The organism is Hypericibacter sp., assembly GCF_050729195.1.
GTDB lineage: Bacteria > Pseudomonadota > Alphaproteobacteria > Dongiales > Dongiaceae > Hypericibacter.
Genome location: NZ_JBOHKS010000090.1, coordinates 1 through 19,263 on the forward strand (window position 1 = coordinate 1; position 19,263 = coordinate 19,263).

12 protein-coding genes and 1 pseudogene are annotated in these 19,263 nt (G+C 67.4%); 8 read left to right on the top strand and 5 right to left on the bottom strand.

Annotated elements, in window-relative coordinates:
• The 3 genes and pseudogenes from ACREE8_RS06735 to ACREE8_RS06745 form a co-directional block, all read left to right on the top strand.
• Window positions 1-540: pseudogene (locus tag ACREE8_RS06735) on the top strand (transcriptional regulator); the annotation flags it as partial.
• 137 nt (window positions 541-677) lie between these two features.
• Complete coding sequence (locus ACREE8_RS06740) at window positions 678-992, top strand: hypothetical protein (RefSeq protein ID WP_431572215.1); 315 nt, start codon at window positions 678-680, stop codon at window positions 990-992.
• Window positions 989-3,268 carry a N,N-dimethylformamidase beta subunit family domain-containing protein gene (locus ACREE8_RS06745; RefSeq protein ID WP_431572216.1) on the top strand — a complete coding sequence of 760 codons (2,280 nt, stop codon included), beginning with the start codon at window positions 989-991 and terminating at the stop codon, window positions 3,266-3,268. The genes ACREE8_RS06740 and ACREE8_RS06745 overlap by 4 nt, the downstream gene beginning before the upstream one ends.
• A gap of 12 nt (window positions 3,269-3,280) precedes the next feature.
• On the opposite strand, the gene ACREE8_RS06750 is transcribed toward ACREE8_RS06745, so the two are convergent.
• Together ACREE8_RS06750 and ACREE8_RS06755 are read right to left on the bottom strand one after the other, a co-directional pair.
• Window positions 3,281-4,951, bottom strand: a complete 1,671-nt coding sequence (locus ACREE8_RS06750; RefSeq protein WP_431572217.1) for a hypothetical protein — start codon at window positions 4,949-4,951, stop codon at window positions 3,281-3,283.
• Complete coding sequence (locus tag ACREE8_RS06755) at window positions 4,948-8,694, bottom strand: hypothetical protein (RefSeq protein ID WP_431572218.1); 3,747 nt, start codon at window positions 8,692-8,694, stop codon at window positions 4,948-4,950. Before ACREE8_RS06755 ends, ACREE8_RS06750 begins: the two co-directional genes overlap by 4 nt.
• Window positions 8,695-9,149: 455 nt before the next feature.
• Between ACREE8_RS06755 and ACREE8_RS06760 the strand changes: the two genes are divergently transcribed.
• A complete protein-coding gene (locus ACREE8_RS06760) occupies window positions 9,150-10,841 on the top strand; it encodes a SulP family inorganic anion transporter (protein WP_431572219.1) in 1,692 nt (563 codons plus the stop codon).
• A 9-nt stretch (window positions 10,842-10,850) separates the two neighbouring features.
• Here the strand turns inward: ACREE8_RS06760 and ACREE8_RS06765 are convergent, their stop codons facing one another.
• Window positions 10,851-12,050 (bottom strand): acyl-CoA dehydrogenase family protein, encoded by a 1,200-nt coding sequence (locus ACREE8_RS06765; RefSeq protein WP_431572220.1) that lies wholly within the window; start codon window positions 12,048-12,050, stop codon window positions 10,851-10,853.
• A gap of 108 nt (window positions 12,051-12,158) precedes the next feature.
• Between ACREE8_RS06765 and ACREE8_RS06770 the strand changes: the two genes are divergently transcribed.
• Window positions 12,159-12,959, top strand: a complete 801-nt coding sequence (locus ACREE8_RS06770; RefSeq protein WP_431572221.1) for a class I SAM-dependent methyltransferase — start codon at window positions 12,159-12,161, stop codon at window positions 12,957-12,959.
• Window positions 12,960-13,034: 75 nt separating this feature from the next.
• A complete protein-coding gene (locus ACREE8_RS06775; RefSeq protein WP_431572222.1) occupies window positions 13,035-13,691 on the top strand; it encodes an ureidoglycolate lyase in 657 nt (218 codons plus the stop codon).
• Window positions 13,692-13,916: 225 nt separating this feature from the next.
• Here the strand turns inward: ACREE8_RS06775 and ACREE8_RS06780 are convergent, their stop codons facing one another.
• Both ACREE8_RS06780 and ACREE8_RS06785 read right to left on the bottom strand, forming a co-directional pair.
• A complete protein-coding gene (locus ACREE8_RS06780) occupies window positions 13,917-14,666 on the bottom strand; it encodes a hypothetical protein (protein WP_431572223.1) in 750 nt (249 codons plus the stop codon).
• Window positions 14,667-14,854: 188 nt separating this feature from the next.
• The gene (locus ACREE8_RS06785) at window positions 14,855-16,933 is read right to left on the bottom strand and encodes a S8 family serine peptidase (RefSeq protein WP_431572224.1); all 2,079 of its coding nucleotides are present in this window, start codon (window positions 16,931-16,933) and stop codon (window positions 14,855-14,857) included.
• Between the two features lie 193 nt (window positions 16,934-17,126).
• On the opposite strand from ACREE8_RS06785, the gene ACREE8_RS06790 reads away from it, so the two are divergent.
• Both ACREE8_RS06790 and ACREE8_RS06795 read left to right on the top strand, forming a co-directional pair.
• On the top strand, window positions 17,127-18,560 hold the full coding sequence (locus ACREE8_RS06790) for a glycosyltransferase family protein (RefSeq protein WP_431572225.1): 1,434 nt from the start codon (window positions 17,127-17,129) through the stop codon (window positions 18,558-18,560).
• A 367-nt stretch (window positions 18,561-18,927) separates the two neighbouring features.
• Window positions 18,928-19,263 (top strand): gamma-glutamylcyclotransferase family protein (locus ACREE8_RS06795; RefSeq protein WP_431572226.1); only part of this gene is annotated, 336 nt, incomplete at its 3' end.

The following is a 19,263-nucleotide window of genomic DNA, read 5'->3' on the forward strand; positions in this document are numbered from 1 at the left end:
GCCCTGCAGCGGGTGCTCGACGCCCTCGGCACCAGCCCCGCCATCGTCAAGACGCCGACCTGGGATATCGTGGCCTGGACCGCCGCGGCTGCGGCCGTGCTCGCCGACTATGCCGCGCTGCCGGTCCCGGAGCGCAATGTGCTGAGGCTCCTGTTCGGCACCCGCGCCGCCCACGCCAAGCTGCCCGATTGGGAGGAGAATGCACGCTTCGCGATCTCGGTCTTCCGCCTCGACGTCGCACGCGCCGGCGGCAGCGCCGAAGCCCTCGCGCTCGCGGCCGAGCTGCAGGCGGCCAGCGCCGACTTCCGCCGGCTCTGGGTCGAGAATGATTTGCGCAGCCATTGGGGCGGGCTGAAGCGCCTCCATCATCCGCTGGCCGGACTGCTCTCCCTCGAATACTCGACCTTCGCCGTCGACGGCGCGGACGGGCTCAGCATGGTCGTCTTCACCCCGGCCTCGCCCGCCGATGCCGATGCGATCGCCTCACTTCTCTCCGACAAGCCTCGAACCGCGATCCGTGCCGCGGCAACGAGGAAGTAGCGGACGCGCTTCACGCACGAACTTTTATCCCCTCCCCCCTCAGGGGGACAGGTTCTTCACAGCCCCGCGTTGACCGCCCGCACGAATCCCTCTGTAATCGCCCGCGCTCTTCCTGCCGCCCGAGGAAAATTCCACCCATGTTGCCGATCGACCCCGCCCGCAAGGATCTCGTCGAAGAGTTCCGGCAGCAGCCTTTCGGGCGTCATAGCCCCGATCTCCAGCTCATCCTCAATCGGCTGCGGGCCGAGCCGCTGGCGGGGCGCTATACGCTGATCACGACCCAGCCGAAGCGCGAATGGATGATCGCGACGATGTCGGGCGAGCGCGGCAAGCCGCCTGAGCTCGTCTCCGACATGCGCTATACCGATCCGGCCGCCGCCGAATGGGCCATCTTCAAGCTGCGCTGGCTGCGCGCCACCGGCGAGACGCTGACCGGCGAGGTCGGCTCGTGACGCGCGACGCGAAGGGCCTGCCGACGCGCACCCTGGTCGGCTATGCGGACCGCTGGACGGCCGCCCCCGGCGATACCCTGTCCTTCATGGCCTCGAGCTTTGGCCCTGAGCGCTATCGCGCCGAACTGATGCGGCTCTCGGGCGATATCTCGGCGCCGGGCCATAACGAGCGCGTCGTTCCGAACGAGGCCAATCGCGACTACCCGGCGCGCCGGCAGGAGATCCATGCGGGCTCCTATGCCGAGATCGCGGACAGTGTCGTGTTGCAGCGGCTCAAGAGCTTCACCATCGCCCTCTTTGCCTGGCCGACCACGCCGGGCCGGGGCCGCCAGGCCCTCTTCGGCAAATGGGACGAGGCGAAGCGCGCGGGCTTCCTGCTGGCGATCGGCGCCGACGGCACGCTGACGCTCGAGCTGGGCGACCGCGAAGGCCGCACCGCCACGATCTCGACCAAGACGAAGCTCCTGGTGCGCGAATGGTACTGGCTCTCGGCCAGCTACGATACGGTGAGCGGCGCCGTCACCCTGCAGCAGCAGCCCCTCGCCCATTATGCCAAGGCGACGGACCGCGCCGCGGTCGCGACGGACATCCATCTGGGCGCGATCGCCATCGACAATGGCAGGCCGCTCACCATGGCGGGCCTGGTCGAGACCGCGAGCGATCGCCGGCCGCGCGCCATCGCCCGCTACAATGGGAAGATCGAGGCGCCGCGGCTGGCCTCGCGGGCACTCGATCCGGCGGCGATCGAGCAGCTCCAGGCACAAAGCCTGCCGGCAAGATTGCGCCCCGACCTGATCGGATTCTGGGATTTCTCGCGCGCGATTTCTTCCGCGCGGATCGAGGATCTTTCCGATGCGCGCCATCATGGCGTGGTGCGCAACCTGCCGACCCGCGCCATGAAGGGCCATAACTGGGACGGCACCGTGCGCGACTGGACCCAGGCGCCCGAACATTATGGCGCCATCCATTTCCACGAGAACGATCTCTACGACGCCGGCTGGCAGAAGGATTTCGACCTCACCCTGCCCGCGGATCTGCCGAGCGGCATCTATGCGATGCGGCTGACGGCGGGCGAGGAGATCGAGCGCATCCCCTTCTTCGTGCGCGCCAAGCCGGACGCAGGCAAGGGCAAGCCGCGCGCCTTGTTCCTGGTCCCGACCTGCAGCTACATGGCCTATATCAATGAGCGGCAGAGCTTCGACGGGGCGCTGGGCGAGCAGGGCGCGGGCCATGCCTCGGGGTTGGGGCCGGAGGATCTCTTCCTCAATCAGCATCGCGAATATGCCTATTCCTTCTATGACACGCATGAGGACGGTTCCGGCGTGTCGATCTCCTCCCGGCTGCGCCCGACGCTGAATATCCGCCCCGGCCATTCGACCAGCTGGGTCGGGCCCGGCGGCACCGGCCCCTGGCAGTTCGCGGCCGATCTCGACATCCTCGGATGGCTGGAGACCCAGGGTTTCGAGTATGACATCGCGACCGACGAGGATCTCCATCGCGACGGGCTGAACCTGCTCTCGCGCTATCCGGTGGTGCTGACCGGGTCGCATCCCGAATATCACTCGACCCAGATGCTGGATGCGCTGCAGGGCTATCTGCAGCGCGGCGGAAGACTGATGTATCTCGGCGCCAACGGCTTCTATTGGCGCATCGCCTTCCATCCCGAGCTGCCGGGCGTGATCGAGCTGCGGCGCACCGAGGATGGCGTGCGCGACTGGCAGGCGGAGCCCGGCGAATATGTGATGAGCTTCTCGGGCGAATATGGCGGCCTGTGGCGGCGCATCGGGCGGCCGCCGCAGATGCTGGCCGGCGTGGGCTTCGTCGCGCAGGGCTTCGACGTCTCCTCCTATTACCGTCGCCGCCCCGGCAGCTTCGATCCGCGCGCCGCCTTCATCTTCGAGGGTATCGGCAAGGATCAGAAGATCGGCGATTTCGGACGCGTCGGCGGGGGCGCCGCGGGGCTCGAGCTCGATGCGGTCGACCGGCTGCTGGGCTCGCCGCCCCATACGCTGGTGCTGGCGGCCTCGGAGAATCACTCGAACGTCTATCTGATGGTGCCGGAGGAAGTGACCAGCACAATCCCCGCGATCTCGGGCGTCGATTGCCCGACCGTGCGCTCGGAGCTCGCCTTCTTCGAGACGCCCGAGGGCGGCGCCGTCTTCTCGACCGGCTCGATCGCCTGGGCCGGCGCCCTCAATCACGAGGCTGGCCGGAACAACGTCTCGCGCATCACGGGGAACGTGCTGAGGCGGTTCCTGGATCCGACGAAATTCTGAGGGCGCGCCTCGCTAAGTCAGCGCGCGGCTGGCCAGCGGCACATAATCGCCGAAGGCGCGCTCGAAGAACCGGCGGGCGAGGCGGAAGCGCGACAGGTTGCTGCGCAGCTCCCCCCAGCCCGGCCAGTCATTGACGCTGGCGGTCTCCATGAAGTCCGTCACCGCCCGCATGTTCGAATCGTCCGAGAGCCACAGCTTCAGCCGCGGCTCCACGATCATATCGCCCGGCCCGCTGCTCAGGGTCCGCTCCTGGCACATCATCGTCCAGGTGGCGATGGTGATGCCGGCGCGGTTGGTCTTCTTGGCGGTGTCGTAGACCTCCTTGATGAGCGCCTTCAGGCCGGCATCGGCGTTGACCCTTGCGGCCAGATCGGCATAGCGCGGCTTCCTGTTGACCTGGGCCGACGCGGCGGCGCTCAACATCATGGCTGGGATGTGCGCGAGATCCATCTGGCTGTTGTAGCAGAGATACTTCATGCCGGTGCTGAACGAGGCCGATCCGATCATCTCTCTTTCATCGGCAAACTGCCGGAAGCTCTCATAGAATCCGAGGCCCTCCAGCAGGATCAGAGCGATGAAGGTTACCGGATCGGCCGGCGCGATCAGCAATCCATCGGGACCCTGGCCGTCCAGCGCCAGGAACGGGCGCTTGAACTTCAACGCGGCCTGGCTCCGCGCCCAGCGCTGTCGTCCACTGGCCAGCGCCGGCACCCGCGAGGTCAATCCGCCGCCCGCCCACCAGGCGTCGCTGATCGCGGCAAAGATATCGATCCAGGGCTGCGGGCTCGTCGAGAAATCATTGTTGGCAAAAATCGATCCGAGCCGATCCATGCCCTGGAGATTCACATAGAGGCAGGTCGCCGTCGCATATTCGACCATGCGGGGATCGCTGCGGCTGGAAAGATCCAGATCCGTGGGATCGCCAACCCAGATCAGATGGGTGAGGTCGGGCAGGACGCGGGTTCCCAGGAAGGTTTCGTAGGTCGTCGTGGCCGAAGGCACGCCGGCCAGGACACTGTCGAAGCCCGGATAGACGGCGAAGCCTCCTTCCTGGCGATACATCGTCATGACGTCGGCGAGCGGCCGGCCGACAGTCGCGGCCGCCTTCTCGGCCGCAAGAAAGCGGATCACGCTGTCGTCGAAGGCCCGGACCTTCATGATCGCGTCGGCGGCGCGCTGCGGTGTGTCGGTCACCGGGTTGAGCAGGGTGAAATTCGTGCCCACCGTCTGATCGACCAACTGGCTGACGACGACGCGGCCGCCGCCCGCGATGGCGATGGACTGGTCCAGATCGAGCCTGAAGAGGAAGTTGCTGATGCCGTTCTTGCTGACGCCGGCGATGGGCAGGACCGCGGCGTCCCCAAGCTGCGAGTGGCCCGCCGCTTCCTGCAGCGTCGCCGTCTGCTGTGCCGCAAGGCCGCCCAGCTGCGTCATCAGCGTCGGGTTGGCGTTCAGGTCGGTCCAGCGCGGCCGGACCGTCTGGATATAGTCGAACAGAAACCGCGCGGGGTCGGCCCCCTGGACATTGAAGTTCTGGACCAGCCGTTCCTTGGTGACGAGATAGTCGGAGACGGGCCGCGACGCGATCGCCAGACCGCCCCGCGCCAACAGCGGATGTTCCTTGGAGGCGCCGATCTTGGCCGCCAGCGCCTGAAGAACGGGGATCACCGCGGCGACGATCATCCTGCACCTCCCTGGCCGCGGCCCGGCTTTTCCACGCTCTTGCGGATGGTCGCCGGCCCGGGCAGATACTCCGCCCGCAGCACGCGGTGCGGATCGATCAGCCTTACGACCTCGATTTTCTTCGACCAGGGCGAGACGGCCCTGCCCCAATGGACGACACCATCGGCCACCGCCTTCGGATCGCCGCCGGTGACGAGGCGAACCACGCGATCCGGTTTCGTGACCAGATCCTTGAAGACATATTTCGCGGAAGCGTTCTGGTTTTGCAGCCGCCAGCCGACCAGATCGAACGGCTTCGCTCCGTGCCAACACAGCGCCACCCATTCCTCGCTCAAGGGCCGCCCGCCCAGGGAGGCGCCGAACTGCGAGGCGGTCCCATCGATGGTCAGGCTCCCGCCCGACGGCCCCGCGCGCGGATCCACCAGGAAGGCGACCGTGCTGCGCACGATCTCGCCTTGCCCGTTGGCAATGCTGACCTCGAGCACATTCAATCCCGGCACCAGCCCGTCGCGGTCGCCACGCAGCAGGCCGCTCCAGCGGAACGACCCGTCGCGCTGCTTCTCCCACTGCGAAGCTTCGAAATGGACAGGCCGGGAATTCACCCCCAGCCGGACCCGGCGCTGATTGCCCGATTCGAAATAAGAGGCCTTCGCGCCGGTGATCCGCAGCCGCAGCGGCACCTCGGCCCCATAGATCCAGTCTTCTGCCATCGTCCGGGTCAAGGGCAGCGGACTCTCGATTCCGATGGTGGCGGCACGATCCGGCGTCAGATCGGCCAGCCGGCGCTCTTTCGCGCGCTTGGCCGCGATCGCCGCCGCTCTTCCGCGCGCCGCTTCCGTCTTGGCCGCGCGCGCCGTCGCTTCCTGAGCCTTCGCCGCGAAGGCGGCCGTGAGCCAGCCCAGGATCAGGTCGGTCGGCAGCGCATCGATGATCGCGTCGGCGATATCGTCGGCGTCGATCTCACGCGGCAGCGCCAGGCCCAGGGACGACAAGGCATGATTCACGGCCGCGATCGCGTCGCCGACGATCTTGTCGATGAGCGCCTCGAGCGCATCGGCCGCGTCGACGGCACCCTCGATGACATCGCCCAGCTCGCCGGCCACCGCCGCCAGCACATCGATCGCCGCATCGATCGCGGGACCCGCCAGGCCGAAGGCGATGTGAAACGCGCCCACGGCGGTTGCGACCGCAAGGTCCTCGGCCGGATTGGGATTGTGGGGATTGCCATCCAGCAGCCGCACGCCCTCCTCGACGCGGGCGGCGCCCAGCGCGCGAAGCGCGTCCTTCACCTGCCGGCGGACCGAGCTTTGGCGAAGCTTGCCGGCGATCGAATGCAGGGCATCGGCGAGGTCGCGCGCGGCCTGCTCCAGATCGTCGATCGCCCGCTGCAGCCGGCGCGCCCAATATTCGATGACATGCTGCGCCAGGCGCACGGCGTCGGCCGCCGCCTTGATGAAGGCGCGGACATTCGCCTCGATCTGATCGACGACGGCACGCGTCAGTTCCAGGAGCAGCGCGGTGAAGGCATCCACGACCCGCGGCAGGACCGCGCCCATCTCCGCGGCGATGATCTCGCCGAGGAATCCAGCGCCCGCCGTCAGGGCATCCTCATCCGGGACATAGTCGCAGAGGATGAGATCCTTGAAGAAATCGAGCAGGTCGTTGGAACGGTCATAGGGCAGCGTGCCCTCGAAGCCGATCAGGATGCCCTGCTTGATATCCTTGAAGCGGCTGCGCCGGCTCGCCGTCCAGACTTGCGATCCGAAGGCGTCGCGTCCGGCCAACGCCAGTTCGGCCACAAACGCCTGGACCGCCTCGATCGAGCTGGATCCGATCGGCGGCAAATTGCGTTGCGAGAGCGGCAGCAACGCTGCCATCGCCCGGACCAGGACATGGGCGGGATCGCCGCGAACCTCGTCGGCGAGCTCGTCGAAGGCATCCTCGAGCGAATCGAGAACGAACTCGAACAGCAGCGTGTCGAGGAACAGGACGTTCCGCGCGAGGATCCGATAGACCAGGGTGCTCAAGCCGGCGGACAGGGTCTGCTGGAACGGATTGCTGTCGCCGGCGCCGATCCCGCCGATCAAGGCGTCGAGCCGGTCGAACACGAAGCTCTTGAGCGCCATCAGGCTGGGCGCCGCGACCTCGGTCGAATAGGAGCCCGCCTGGGCGCCGAGGGCCGCCTTCAGCCGCGGAATGAGCTCGGTCGAGATCTCGCCATCGATGGCATCACTCGCGAAATCGCGCAGCTTTTGATAGGCCGACAGCGTGGTGACGTTCTCGCCGATCGAGAGCTTCAGCGCCGCTTCGACAATGTCCCCCGGCGAGAGACCGAACGCGGTCTCCATCGCATCCAGGACGTCGGCGACGGGCGGCAGATACATCTTGAGCAGCGGCGCCACGCCGCTTTCGACCACGAAATCGATGGCCGTGTCGAAGCCGACCGAGGTCACCTCGCGCCGCAGCACCGTGGAATAGGCCGCGAGCACCAGCGTGGGCGCGTCGGGCAGCTCCCGCGCCACCCCTGAGGCCGTCACCCCGCCGAAGCCGACGAATGACGAGGACGCCGAGGAGGAGGCCGATCCAGTGACATCGCGCGCGGCGACGCCGCAGGCCATCGCCGTCCAGGCGAGCGCGATCGCCTGCTTCCAGGGATCGACGGCCTCCGGGGCGATGACCGCGGCCATATCGATCAGCTTGCCGCCGAGCGCCACCAGATCGTCGAGCCCGAGCTCGTCGTGGGAGAGTGCCGTCAGTTCGTCGATGGCATCGTCGATGAGGGATTTGGCGGCGTCGCGTTGCGCGGGCGTCAAGCCGTCGCGATCGATCAGCGTCCCGATCTCGTCGACCAGACCCGTCACCAGCTGGCTGCCGATGGTCTCGAGCTTGTCATAGACATAGCGTTCGAGACTCTGGCCGACGGAAGCGAGGAAAGGCTCGACCATCTTCTCCGGCGGCTGCAAGGTTCCAAGCGCCGACATCTGGCCGAGATCGAGGGCCGTGTGCAGGACCACCGGCAGCAGCAGCTCGGCGATCTCCACGGCCGGCGCCAGCGCGTCCGGCGTATGGGCCCGGGCCTGCCGGATCAGCTCGCGGGTGATGAGATCGACGGACGTCCCATAGAAGCGGCGCAGATTGGTGAAGTCGCAGCCAACGAAGAAATCGAATCCGGCACCGACGCCGAGCCCGGCGCCGGCACCGGCGGCGATGGAGAACCCGGCCTCGTCATCGCTTTTGAGCGTGCCGCTGATCTCGGCGTAGGCCTCGGCCATGGCGGCGACCGCGGCCCGCGCCCAGATCCCGGCCTCGATATCCACTTCCTTCAGGAAGGCCAGGAAGAGCTCCAGCGGCAGCCCGTCGAGCTTGCCGCGCGCCATCACCTCGATGAGGTTGAAATCGAGGCCGATGGAAAGCCGTGCGGCGGCGGCGGCCTGGGCATAGGCCGCGACGTCGGCGGTCAAGCCGAACTTGTCGAAGAGATTGGGCGCGAGCTGCGCCTTGGCGGCGAGGCCTGCCGAGGCGAAGGCGCTGCCGCCGACCTGGCCGGCGAGCAGGAAGGCGATCGAGGCACTCGCATCGGCGACGGCGCGGGCGCTGGCCTCGAGATTGAGGCCGTGGCAGACCTCGGCCGCGAGCTCGACGGAAAGACGCGTGCCCGCCCCGGCACGGCCCGTGACCGGACCCTCGAAGCGCGCATCGGCGCTGAGGGCAAAGATATCGCCGGACGCATTGACCGATGGCATTGCTTCTTCCCCAACGCGCAGCCCACCGGGGCCCCGACGCCGATCGGAGCCGTCGCTCGTCCTCATCGCCCTGGGAAGCGACGATGACGCCCGACTTTGCCTCGTGGATGCGCAGAAAAGCCGATCCCACCCGCAGCCGCCATCGTTTCATAGCTGCCGCAGGACGGCAATCCGTCGCGTGGCAAAATCGCGGCATCGATTCCTAGGGCAGGGAAGCCCGCGACCGAGGCTTCTGGCCCCATTCTGCGAGAAATACGGCCAACACGGGCTCTACGGTGGCCTCCGTCCTAATCCTTCCCTCGCGATGGACAAAATAACACCTGGAAATCGATCGAAGAACCTGCCCAAGATTCTAAGATGGAGTGCGGCGATCCGACGGATTCCTGCAGGGTCAGGCTCAGCTGAAGAATCCAGCCGTGTAATATTGACCGATCATTGAGCAAGGTCCTCTCGGCTTGCAGCTCGAAACACTGTTTCCGATCTGGGCCGACTTGCGGCACTACCACCGCGAATGGCTCACGAATGACGTGATGGCGGGACTCGGCATCGCCGCCATCGCCATTCCGATCGGCATCGCCTATCCGGCGATCGCGGGATTGCCGCCGGCGACGGGTCTTTATGCCACCATCTTTCCGCTGGTCGCCTTCGCCCTGTTCGGCTCCTCGCGACAGCTCATCGTCGGCCCCGACACCGCCGCCTGTACCGTCCTTGCTTCCTCGCTGATCCAGCTCGGAGCGGATACGACCGATCAGCGCGTCGCCCTGGCGACCAGCTTTGCCGTCCTCGTGGGTATCCTCTGTCTGGTGGCAGCCCGATTGCGCCTGGGCTTCATCGCCAACTTCCTGTCGCGTCCGATCCTCGTCGGCTATCTCTGCGGCGTCGCCCTGTCGCTCTTCGCCAGCCAGATCGGGCGCTTCACCGGCATGGCGATGACCGCCCATGGGTTCCTCCGGCCCTTTATCGAGCTGGCGCCACGGATCGGCGAAATCCAAGGACCGACGCTGGCACTGGGCGTGGGCCTCTTCCTGCTTCTGCGGATCATGCGACGCTTCATGCCGCGTCTGCCGGGACCGCTCGTCGCCGTTGCCGTGGCGATCCTGCTGTCCTGGCTGCTGGGTCTGGCCGACCAGGGCGTCGCCTTGGTCGGCAGCATCCCGACCGGCCTGCCGGCGATGTCGCTGCCGCGTCTACGCGAGATCGCTTCCGAGGATGTCGCCCTCAGCACCGTCGGCATCCTCCTGGTCAGCTTCAGCAGCGGCATCGTCACGGCACGGAGCTTCGCGGCACGCAATCGTTACCGCGTCGATGCGGACCGCGCGCTGGTCGGATTCGGCGCCGCCAATATCGCTTCCGGCCTGTTCGGCGGCTTCCCTGTCACCGGTGCGGATTCGAGAACCGCGGTCAACGAGGCGCTGGGCGGCAAGACGCAGTTGGCGGGACTGGTTGCCGCGGTTGCACTCGCTTTCTCCCTGTTCTTTCTGACCGACCTCCTCGCCTATCTGCCGCACGCGGCGCTGGGCGCGGTGCTGGCCTCGGCAGCCGTCGATCTTTTCGACGTCCGGGCGCTGTGGCAGATCTGGCGCATCAACCGGATCGAGTTCGTCTTCGCGCTCATCGCCATCCTCGGCGTGATCGCCTTCGGCGTGCTCGAAGGGGTGCTCGTGGCCATCTTCGCGACGCTGATCTGGCTGGTCGGCGCCGCCGCCCAGCCGCGCGACGCCCTGCTCGGCCGGATTCCAGGCCGGGATGGCTTCTACAAGCTCCATCGATATCCGGATGCGGTGCCGATCCCGGGCCTCACCCTCTATCTGCTCGAGGGACCGATCGTGTTCTTCAACGCCGATCGGTTGCAGAACCGGATCCGGTGGATCGTCGACCGTCTGCCGGTTGCCACCCAATTCTTCATCCTCGATGCCAGCGCCATCAATTACGTGGATGGAACCGGCGCCATCGCCCTCAGCGAAATCGCCGACGAGCTATTGCGGCGCGGCATCAAGTTCGCCGTGGTGGATCTGCACCACAAGCCCCGCCAGCTCCTGAAGCGCGCCGGCTTCTTCGACCAGATCGGCCGCGACCATGTGTTCGACCGGCTGGAAGACGCGGTTCGGGCGCTGGCGCCCGCCGGCACGCCTGCCAACGCGAGCTGAAGGCTCCGACTACTCCCACTTCCAGAAGTCGCGGCCGTCCTTCGTCAGTTCCTGCGACAGCACCATGCGATGAACCTCGGAGGCTCCGTCCACCAGGCGCGCTTGGCGGGCGTAGCGGTAGATCCATTCGAGGATCGTGTCCTTGGAATAACCCTTGGCGCCGCAGAGCTGGATCGCGGTGTCGACCGATTTGTGCAGGACGTCGGCGACGGCGACCTTGGCCATCGAGACCTCCTTGCGCGCCTTGCCGGTGCGGTCGAGGGTCCAGGCCGCATGCATGGTGAGGAGCCGGCCGATCTGGATCTCCATCGCGGCGGCGCCCAGCATCATCTGCACCGATTCATGATCCTTGAGCGCCGCGCCGAAAGCCTGCCGGTCGGCGACATAGGCCCCCGCGATCTCGAGCGCGCGCTTGGACAATCCCAGCCAACGCATGCAGTGCGTGAGCCGCGCGGTCGAAAGCCGGATCTGCGTCGCCTTCAGCCCCTCGCCCACTTCCATCAGGCGGTTCTCGTCGGGGATCTCGAGCCCGTCATACTCGATCTCGCAATGGCCGCCATGTTCCTCCGGCCCCATGATCGGGATGCGCCGAAGGATGCGCCAGCCCGGATCCTTCGCGTGGTGCAGGAAGGCCGTGAGACCGCGGCGCGGATCGTCGGAGGTGCGCGCGATCAGGATGAAATGCTCGGCCCCTTGCGCGCCGGTGATGAACCATTTGCGGCCGCGCACGATCCAGCGATCGCCCTTCTTCTCCGCGCGGGTCAGCATCATGCCGCCGGGATCCGAGCCCGAGCCCGGCGCCGGCTCGGTCATGACGAAGGAGGAACGGAGTTTCCCCTCGATGATCGGCTTCAGCCATTTCTCCTGCTGGTCGGGCCGCGCCACCTTCTTCAGCAGGATCATGTTGCCGTCGTCGGGTGCCGCGCAGTTGAAGGCGAGGGCGCCGAAGATCGAACGCCCCATCTCCTCGTAACAGGCCGCCATGCCGGTAACGGGCAAGCCCTGGCCGCCCAGTTTCTTCGGCATCTGCAGCGCCCAGAGTCCTTCGGCGCGCGCTTTCTGGCGGAGAGCCGTCAGCCGGTCCTCGCGGATGTTCTCATGCGCGTCATAGGCGGTGGGATCGGCCTCGACCGGAATGACGTGATCCTCGACGAAGGCGCGGATGCGGCGGCGGTAATCCTCGATCTCGGGACTGAGGGCGAAATCCATCGATGGGGGTCCTTGAGCCGGTGGGGCCCGGATGATAGCAAGCTGGCCCTGCCCGATCGACCTGCCTAATCTGACCTGTCCCCTGGTGAGAACCTTGCGAGCCCCTGCATGACGATCTATCGCGATGACGCCATCGATCCGGGCCGGGCCATCGATTGGAGCCGCACCAGCGCCGATTATGCGCGCCATCGCCCCGGTCCGCCCGACAGCTTCTTCGCCCGGCTCCGGGCCCTGGGTGTCGGGCTTCCGGGCCAGCGCATCCTCGATCTCGGCACCGGCACGGGCCTGATCGCGCGACACCTGGCGAAGCAGGGCGCCCAGGTCGCCGGTATCGACATCGCCACGGGACAGCTGGCTGAGGCGCGACGATCGGCGGAAGAGGAAGGTCTCGCCATCGATTTCCGCGAGGCGCCGGCGGAAGACCCGCCCTTTCCCGAGCGCAGCTTCGACGCCGTCACCGCCAATCAATGCTGGCTCTATTTCAATAAGGCGCGCCTCCTGCCCAGGCTGCGCCGGCTGCTGGCGCCGGGCGGCCTGATTGCGGTCAGTCATTTCTCCTGGCTGCCGCGTCGCGATCCGATCGCGGCCGCGACCGAAGCCATCGTGCTGAAGCACAATCCGGCCTGGACCGGCAAGGATTGGGACGGCGAGGTGCCGCTGCCGCCCGCCTGGATGACGCCCGATCTCGAGATCCGCAGCTTCTTCGCTTATGACGAGGCGATCCCCTTCACCGCCGAGGGCTGGCGCGGGCGCATCCGTGCCTGCCGCGGCGTCGGCGCCTCGCTTGAGCCCGACGCTGTCGCCGCTGTGGACCGCGAATTGGCACAATGGCTTGCAACCCATGCCGGCGAGCGCTTCACCGTGCTGCACCGGCCGGACGCGACCATCCTGGGATTTCGTGTAGACTGACGGCCGGGACGACCATCATGAAACTGCCATCGAAATCAAGTCAGGCTTTCGGACCGACCTCAGGGAGCTGATGCCATGGATGCGGCCGCGCACGAGATCACCTACCGCCCTTCGACCGAGGCCCGGCGCTTCGTCGAGGCGCCGCTGGTCGTCGCGACACCCGAGACGCTTCGGGGCTATGGCAATCTGGTCGATGATTTCGAAGCCCAGAAGATCGAGATCGTGCGCTGGCCCGCGCTGGGCCGCCGGCCGGTGGACACCAATTCCGGCGACCAGGGCGGCACCACCGAAGGGCTGTTCGAATTCTGGTGGAAGGAAGGCGCGCTCCATGCCCGCAACGAGGCGGTCGGCGACAGCTATCTGTTCGGCTGGAGCGACTTTCCCGACGCGGTCAAGGAAACGAGGCGGAACTCGCCGCGCGAGCGCGCGCTCATCTGGCGCGCCAATTACCACCCCGATGGCGGCCAGCTTTTCTTCCCGCTCGACAACCAGCCCTTCATCGCGCCCCTGGCGCTGCCCGGCGACGATGTGACGCCGGAGAAGTTCGTCGCCTTCTGGTGCGATGGATCGCAAGGGCTCTATATCCACCCGAATATCTGGCACGCCGCGGTCGTGCCGCTGGCCGACCATGCGCGCTTCCGCGACCGGCAGGGCAAGGTCCATGCCCGCATCTCGGTGGATTTCGTCAAGGAGTTCGGCTGCTTCCTCGCCGCCCCGATGCGCCATCCCTGAAGCGCGCCGCCGGCCCCCGATAATCCTGAGCTATCGAATCCATCGGGCTTTCGCATTGGCCGCGCGAGCCCTTGCTGCGGCAGGGTCGGGATCAAGGACGCCCGAGCCAAACAGCGCCCGGCGTCGCTCCCGCCGCCAATCATCCCCCTCTTGGCGGCCGATCCGATGCCGGCGGGCCCTCCCTTCCCGCCGGCATCGCCTCCTTCAAGGGGGGCGCCGGCCTCTTCAGGGATACCAGCTGGCGCTGCAGGCGTCGGAATGGAAGCGCTCCATCAGCTTCGGCCCGCGGACATTCTCATGCTGGTTCTCGCATTCGAGCTTGCAGGCATCGGTCGTGCAGGCCGCCTGGCAACGCTGCGATTCCACGAAGCTCTTGTTGAAGAGGCGCTCGAAGGTCAGGCGCTGCATGTCCGAGCAATCGACCGGCGTCGGCTCGGTCGCGCTCTCGGCCGGTGAGTCGGGCGCCGTCGTCCCGGACTCCGGTGGTTGATCGTAGGGCGGGATCATGATCTTCGGCGCCGAGGGCAGAGCGGTCGTCACCGGCCCCGCAGGCGCGGCTGAGGCCGGGGGCGTTGGCGGCGGCTCAGCCGGTGTCGGCGACGTCATCTCCGGCAGCGGCTGGGACATGGTGGGAGGGGCGGGCAACGAGATTTCGGCCGGCGACGCGGGAGCCGGCGTCGTCACGCCCTCGGGATGGGCATTCTGTTCCTGGGTCACCGCATCGCGCGCCTGCCAGTCGAGACCTTGCGGGCAATTGCCATAATCGTACCAGGTGCCGACCTCGCAGCGGAGCATGCGGCCGCGATAGCAGAGCAGCGTGCCATGCTCCCACTGATTGATGCGGGTGACGCCATTCTCGATCTCGACCAGGGGGCGCGTCAGATAGGGGCAGGCCGAGTCAGCCTGTGCCGGACTCACGCCCCAGGGGGAAAGGGCGAGGGCGCCGGTCAGCCAGAGCGCAAGGCGAAGCTTCATGACGCCCCGAAATGACAAAGCCAAGGCGCGGACGCCCGCCATGAGCGGGCCCGCCAGGAGAGGATAAAGCTTAAACGGGGGACGCCAAGGGTTGCGGGCGCGACGGGGCGCCACCTGGCGCCCCTGCCCGCGAAAAGCCACCGGGCGCGAGGGCCCCGGATCCGGGGCTTGGCGCGCCGGTCTTCGGCCTATTGCAGCAGGTTCAGCAGATCGCGCTGGCGCATATTGCCCTGCACCGACATCGAGACGCCGACCTGCACCAGGACCTTGCGCGAGGTCGCGACGATCATCTCGGACGCCATGTCGAGATCGAGCAGCGCGCTGCGGGCCGCCTCGCTGTTCTCGACGGTGGTCGCGATGTTGGCGGCGGCGAAATCGAGCCGGTTGAGCGAGGAGCCGAGCCCCGCCCGCGCCTTCACCAGCCGGTCCATCGCCGTGTCGAGCGCGTCGATGGCGCTGGTCGCGTTGGCGAGGCTGTCGACCGTGCTCAGATGCAGGCCCAGATTGTAGCTGCTGATGGCATCAAGCGCGACGCCGATGCGGTCGGAACTGCCGGTGTCGCTGGCGACCTTGATCGAATAGTTGCGATTGGTGGGCGCTGTGACGCTGCTATAGACCGTGGTCGGATCGAGCAGGTTGGCGACGACGGTGCCCTTGCCACCACTGTTCACCGTCATGTCGCCGCCGGCGCCGATGCCGATATCGATCTGGATCTGCGGCAGGCTGGCGCGGGCAAGATCGACGATGCCCTGGCCCCAGGTCCTGTCGGCCCCCGACTGCCCCATGTCGCGGGCGGTCGAGGTGATCAGGTTGGCGATCTCCTTGCCGCTCAGATTGGGGAACAGGCTTTCCAGCACCGCCGCGGCACCCGCGACCAGGGGCGCCGCCATCGAGGTGCCCGACATATAGGCGAGGCCGCCGCCGACATAGGTCGAGAGGATGTTGACGCCCGGCGCATCGACGGTGGAATCCTTGGCGATGCCGGCGAGGTTCGAGAAGCTCGCCATGTGATCGAGGAAGTCGGTGGCGCCGACCGCCAGCATCGAGCCGTCGGCATTGGGATCGATCGCATATTGCGCCGGCCAGAGCGGGCTCTCGCCCGAGGAATTGCCCGAGGAGGCGATGACCACCACGCCCGCCGCGACCGCCGCGGCGATGGCGGCATTCTCGGCGGCACTCGGCGCCGTGCCGCCGAGGCTCATATTGATGATCTTGGCGCCCTGGGCCACCGCGTAAGTGATGGCCGAGGCCACGTCGTTGGGATTGATCCCGCCGCCGCTCGCCGTCTGGATCACCTTGATCGGCAGGATCTTCGCCTGGAAGGCCACGCCTTGCGTGCCGGCACCGTCATTGACGGCAGCGATGATGCCGGCGACATGCGTGCCATGACCGCCCTCGGCGGCATTGTCGTCCATCGGATTGGCGTCGCCATCGGCGATGTCGGTGCCGGCCAGGAGGTTGGCGGCGAGCTGGCCATGGCCGGTATCCACACCGCTGTCGATCACGGCGACGATGACGCCGTTGCCCGACCCGCTGGTGCCGTAAGCGGCACCGCGCGCATAGGCGGTCGAGGCATGGATAATGCCGAGCCCGCCCGAGATCTTGTATTCCGCATCCTCGAAGGCGGCGGCGCTGCCGGCACCCGCGATGGTGCCGAGCGCGTTGCCGTCCTGATCGGAGACGCTGACGATCAGCCGGTCGGTCACGCCGCTGCCGTCATTCTCATAGCTGATGCGGCCAAGATCGAGATCGGTCTGGGTGAAGCTGTCGCCCAGGGCCAGCGCCACGCCGTCGCGCTTGACGGTCCCATGCGCGACGTCGCCGCGCAGCGTGTAGGTGGCGCCGGTATAGCCGACCAGGGTCTGGCCGTTGAACTCGGTCGCCCCGGAGATCCGGTCGATCTCGTCGCGCAGCGCCACATATTCGGTGTTGATCATCGCCCGCTCGGTGCCCGAGAGCTGCCCGGAGGAGGACTGCACCGCGAGCGACTTCATGCGGTCGATGATGGTGGTGACCTTGGCCATGGCGCCATCGGCGATCTGCACCATCGAGGCCGCCTGGCCGGCATTCACGCCCGCCTGCCGCAAGGCCTGGACCTTGGAATTGATGCGCGAGCCGATGGCCATGGCGGCGGCATCGTCCTTCGCGGAAACGACCCGCGAGCCGGAGGAGAGCCGGGCGACCGAATTGGTGAGGGCCGCATCGCTTGTCGCCAGCTGGCGGTTCGCGATCTGCGACGCGAAATTGAAGGTAACCGTGAGGGCCATGGCGGCCGTCTCCAACTACTTGTCAGAGGTTCAAACCGAAACATTCCCGCGCCTACTTGGCCCGGGGAGGCACAACCTAGTGGCGAGTCGCCAACAAAAGGTTGACGATCCTCCATCTTCGGGTGCGGCGGACCGACCGGGGAATGGAGTAATCTCTTCCTAATCATAAACTCCGAGGGAATCCGCCCCCGCGATGCCCATCCTGTTTGCCACCCATACACCGCCTGGCTATATGGATCCGCCGCGCCTCGCGGCCGATCAGGTGGTCTGCGGCCCCGAACGCCCCGACCATAGCGAGGGCGATCGGGTGGTTTCGCTCCGGACGGATCTGGGCAGCTACGACCTCGCCGCGGTCATCGCCCGGTTGCCCGCCGCGCAGCGCCCCGATCTGGTGGTGGTGCGGGCCGACGCGACCCGGCGCAACCGGCCCGGCAACCTCGCGGGCGTCGAGGCGCGTCGCGTTCTGCTGATCGGCGACACCCATCACGGCCGCGCGCCGATCGCGGGCCTGATCCGCTATGCGAAATCCGAGCCCTTCGATCTGATCCTGCTCGACTACACCCGCCAGCACGCCCATTTCTTCATCGAGGCGGGCCTGCGCCCGGTTCACTGGCTGCCCGCCTTCGCCATCGATCCGCCGCCGGTGGCCGGCCCCCAAGCGCCGCGCCACGGCCTGACCTTCCTGGGCCAGCTGCGCGACCATCATCGGCAGCGCCGGCTGATGGTCGACCGGCTCATCGAGGCAGGGCTCAAGCCGGAGTTCTTCATGGCGACGGGAACGGCGGGGCAAAGCCTTCACGCGGCCTCGACCGTCGCTTTCAATTGCAGCCTCAATGGCGATCTGAATCAGCGGGTGATCGAGGTGCTGGCGGCGGGCGGCTGCCTCCTGACCGACCGGCTGGCACCGCAGGCCGGGCTCGAATTGCTGTTCGAGCCCGAACGCCATCTCCGGCTTTATGACGGGCCGGCGGATCTCGTGGCCCAGGCGAAGGCGCTGCTCGCCGATCCGGCGCAGGCGGCGGCGATCGCCGCTTCAGGCAAGGCGCATTATGACGAAGCCTACAGCCGCAAGCCCGTCATGGCGGAGTTCGCGGCTCTGCTCGAAGGGCGCGACGGGCGCCCCGCCCACGCGCTCGCCCGGGACCTGCGTTGCGCCAAGCCCGCCGCCGCCACTCCCGCCCAGCTCGATACGCGCCTGGCGCTTTACCAGGCGCTGCAGGAGCTGCATCGGCTGGAGCCCCACCTGTCGGTGCTGTTTGCCGGCGAAGCCGATCCCGACATGGTTTCGGACGCGGTCGATCTGCCGCGCCTCGCGGTCGCGGTCGAGCTGGCGCTGGGCGCCGCGGCGCAGGCTGCGATCGGGCGGCTGACGGCCCCGGGGCAGGTGACAGCGCAGGCGGCGGAGAGCCGGCGCTGGGATGTGATCGTGGCCTCGAGCGCCTGGCTCGAAGCGGCCGGCGGCCCCGCCTTCCTGGAGCGGCAGGCGCGCGCGCTGGCGCTGACGGACCGCCTGCCCGATGCGCGCAAGGCGGGCGCCGCGCCCGCCGGCTTCACGCCCTGGCGTTCCTTCCCGGCGCTGCTGCTGTCGCCGGCGCTCGCGCCGATCGCGCGCGTGAAGCCCGAGTAGAAGGCGATGCAACGTGACCGCGCGGCGACGCCGGCGCGGAAATTTTCCGGTGGGACGAATTTACCCTTGCGCAACAGTTCGATTGGCATTATTTGCCGCGACGGACGTAGTTCGCACGTGCCTATGGCCCCTCGTGGTTATGCAACGACGAAAACGCGGCCTCTTATTGGTTGAGCGGCATCGGTGATGCCGGGTCCGATTGGGACGTGATTTGTTGTTCGCCGCCTGGGGGCCCTCTCCCAAAACGGCAAAGACGGTCTGAACGCCTCTGGGAGCCCTTTCCGGCTCCGGAGCGGCGGTGCTACCGGCCCTTCGCAGGGTCCGGCCGCGCAGGATCATGGGTTCCGGTTTCAGGGAGTGAAGGACGATGCGCCTCTTCTTTTTCGGCAGCCTGATGGATGCGGACCTGCTGCGGCTGGTGCTGAACCGCGACACCAGCAATATCGCGCATGCGCCGGCCGAGATCCTCGGCTATGAGCGCCGCCGCGCCAAGAACGAATCCTTTCCGATCATCGTGCCGACGCCGGGCGGCCGGGTCGAAGGCCGGGTCATGACCGGCCTCACCGCCGAGGATGTCGCCCGGATCCAGTGGTACGAGTCCGACGATTACGCGCTGCGCCCTTGCGTGGTGAAGGCGGGCGATGCCCGTCATGACGCCTATGTCTTCCTGGCGACGGCGTCGCTCCAGGACGAGGGCGTGGCC